Origin of the sequence: Rhodoblastus sp. (assembly GCF_041915505.1) — a bacterium.
In the GTDB taxonomy this organism is placed as follows: Bacteria; Pseudomonadota; Alphaproteobacteria; order Rhizobiales; family Beijerinckiaceae; genus Rhodoblastus.
Genome location: NZ_JAYSBG010000397.1, coordinates 1 through 3054, shown reverse-complemented (window position 1 = coordinate 3054; position 3054 = coordinate 1). Strand labels below are relative to the sequence as shown.

The 3054-nt window shown below is 65.2% G+C and carries 3 protein-coding genes; 1 reads left to right on the top strand and 2 read right to left on the bottom strand.

The window, feature by feature from the left end:
* A partial coding sequence (locus tag ACE3S9_RS17575; RefSeq protein ID WP_374547776.1) for a VOC family protein occupies positions 1-423 on the top strand: 423 nt, incomplete at its 5' end.
* Between the two features lie 79 nt (positions 424-502).
* On the opposite strand, the gene ACE3S9_RS17570 is transcribed toward ACE3S9_RS17575, so the two are convergent.
* Together ACE3S9_RS17570 and ACE3S9_RS17565 are read right to left on the bottom strand one after the other, a co-directional pair.
* Positions 503-2119, bottom strand: a complete 1617-nt coding sequence (locus tag ACE3S9_RS17570) for an inorganic phosphate transporter (RefSeq protein WP_374547775.1) — start codon at positions 2117-2119, stop codon at positions 503-505.
* 145 nt (positions 2120-2264) lie between these two features.
* Positions 2265-3054 (bottom strand): diguanylate cyclase (locus ACE3S9_RS17565; RefSeq protein WP_374547774.1); only part of this gene is annotated, 790 nt, incomplete at its 5' end.

Sequence of the window (3054 nt, the reverse complement as noted above, 5' to 3'; positions counted from 1 at the left end):
TTCTTCACCCGCGTGCTCGACTTCCGCTGCGCCGAGCGGGTGGACATGCCCGACGGCCTGCTGGCGATCTGGCTCACTTGCGGCATGAAGGCGCATGACATCGCCTTCGTGAAATATCCCGAGCCGAACAAGCTGCACCATCTGGCCTTCGATCTCGAAAACTGGACGGATGTCGGCAATGCGGCGGATATCATCACGCATTATGATATTTCGATCGATATCGGTCCGACGCGCCACGGCATCACCCGCGGCCAGACGATCTATTTCTTCGATCCGTCCGGCAACCGCAACGAGGTCTTCGCGGGCGGCTACACCTATTATCCCGACATCCCCACCCGCACCTGGGACGAGACCGAAGTCGGCAAGGGCATCTTCTATTACGAGCGGAAGATGAACGACGCTTTCCTCTCGGTCGTGACCTGAGGCGCCATCGGCCCGGATGGACAATAAAACAGGGCCCGCCGGCAAGCCGGCGGGCCCTTTGCATTGGAATTGATCTGTCTCAGAAGATGGTGCGGAACAGCCAGTAGAGCGAGCCCGACAGCAGCATGGCCACCGGCAGGGTCAGCACCCAGGCCATCGCCAGATTGCGCACGGTGCTCATTTGCAGGCCGGAGCCATTCGCCGCCATCGTGCCGGCGACGCCCGAGGACAGCACGTGGGTGGTCGAGACCGGCAGGCCGAAATTGTCGGCGGCAAAGATCGTGCCCATCGCCACCAGTTCCGCCGAGGCGCCCTGGCCGTAGGTCAGGTGGGACTTGCCGATCTTCTCGCCGACTGTGACGACGATGCGCTTCCAGCCGACCATCGTGCCGAGGCCGAGCGCGATGGCGACGACGATCTTCACCCAGGTCGGAATGAACCGGGTCGCCTGGTCGACCGAGCTCTTGTAGGCCTTGAGGGCCGAGACGTCGGAGGCGGAAAGCTCCGCTTCCTTGTCCTTCAGCAGGAAGCGGATCGCTTCCGAGGTCAGGTACATGTCGTTACGGGTGTTGCCGACCTGATCGAGCGGCACGGCGGCGATCGAGCCGTGGGACTTCACCTGGTTGGCGATGTCGTTGATCAGCAGCGACAGGGCCGGGAAGGTGCCGCCGGTGATCTCGTGGCGCGAAATATAGGCGGTGACGATCGGGCGCGGGTCGCCGATGATGTTGTAGCCGGCGGCATGGGCGTCCACGACCTTGGAGGCGGCGGTCGAATTCTGGATGAATTGCTGGATGTGGCTCTCGGGCAGCGAGCGGTTCAGGGCGTAGGCTGTCGGCACGGTGCCGATCAGGATCAGCATGATCAGGCCCATGCCCTTCTGGCCGTCGTTCGAGCCATGCGCGAAGGACACGCCGGTGCAGGTGAAGATCAGCAAAGCGCGGATCCACAGCGGCGGCTTGGCCTCGCCGGTCGGGGCAGTATAGAGCTCGGGCTTGCGGACGAGCAGCTTCATCACCCACAGCAGCAGGAAGGCGCAGGCGAAGCCGACCAAAGGCGAGAGCAGCAAAGCGTAGCCGATTTCGGTGGCCTTGCCCCAATCGACGCCCGAGGTGCCGTCGCGGCCGCGCATCAGGGCGTTGGTGACGCCGACGCCGATGATCGAACCGATCAGCGTATGCGAGGACGAGGCCGGCAGGCCCAGCCACCAGGTGCCGAGGTTCCAGATGATCGCCGCGATGAGCAAAGCGAAGACCATGGCGAAGCCGGCGTCGGAGCCGACCTGCAGGATCAGCTCCACCGGCAACAGCGAGATGATGCCGAAGGCGACGGCGCCGGTGGAGGTCAGCACGCCGAGGAAGTTGAAGAAGCCCGACCACGCCACGGCGAAGGGCGCCGGCAGCGAATGGGTATAGATGACGGTCGCGACCGCGTTGGCGGTATCGTGGAAGCCGTTGACGAATTCGAAGCCGAGGGCGATCACCAAAGCGGCGCCGAGCAGGATGAACGGCCACAGCTTCGCGCTCTGGGACGCCGATTGGCCGACGTCGGCATAGATCGACCACGCGGCGTAGAGCAGGCCGGCGACGCCGATGGCGATCAGGGCCCAGATGGTCTTGGCTTCGGCGGGATGGTCGAGATTGGGCCGGACGATGGCCGGTTCTGCCTGGGTTTGCGACGCGGACGTCATGGTCACTTCCTTAGCGGGGGAGAGCTGACCTCGAATATGACGAATTAAATAACAACCGGATGACAAAGAGCATAGTTTAAGGCCATGCGCCAGCCGCTTGGGCGCGCGCGCCGGGCGATCAAAACTTCGGGAAGATTCGGCGGCTTTCGCCTCAGCTCGCGATGCGGCGGCGCGGGCGGACGCTCTCGTCCGCGCCGCGGCGCACAATGGCGTTCGGCTGATTGGGAAGCGCCGGCGTCTCGGGATCGAAGAAGGCGACCAGGTTGCGGCCCGCGCGCTTGGCGACGTAAAGCGCGGAATCCGCGCGGCGCAGCAGATCGTCGATATCGTCGCCCGGCGCGCCGATGGCGACGCCGAAACTGCAGGTGACGTTCAACGCGGCCGTCTCGACGTCGACCGGACGCGCCTCGATCTCGCGGCGCAGCAATTCGGCGGCGGCCCAGGCCTCGTCGGGGTCGCCCTTGTCGAGCAGCAAAGCGAATTCCTCGCCGCCCAGCCGCCCGACCAGGGCGTCGCGGCCGTCGAGGCATTGGGCGACCGCGCGCAGGGCCTCATCGCCGGCGGCATGGCCGAAGCGATCGTTGATCGCCTTGAAATGATCGATATCGACCATGATCGCGGCGAGGGGGGCTTTCGCCTCGCGGCACATCCGGACCGCGCGCTCGAAAAAGGCCGGGCGGTTGAAGAGTCCGGTCAGCCCGTCGCGGGTCGCCATTTCGTCCAGCCGCAATTGCATCTGGTTGAGGCGCTCGGCCGAGCGCAGGCGCGCGTAGAGCTCGTCGGCGGAAAGCGGCAGTTGCAGCACGTCGTCGGCGCCGCAATCCAGCGCCTCGACCATCATGTCGGCCGACAGGGGCTTGGCCACCATGCAGATATAGATCGGCCGCTCGAAACTGGCGAGCAGCCGCGCCTCCCAGCAGACCTCCATCGCGGCCATGGCG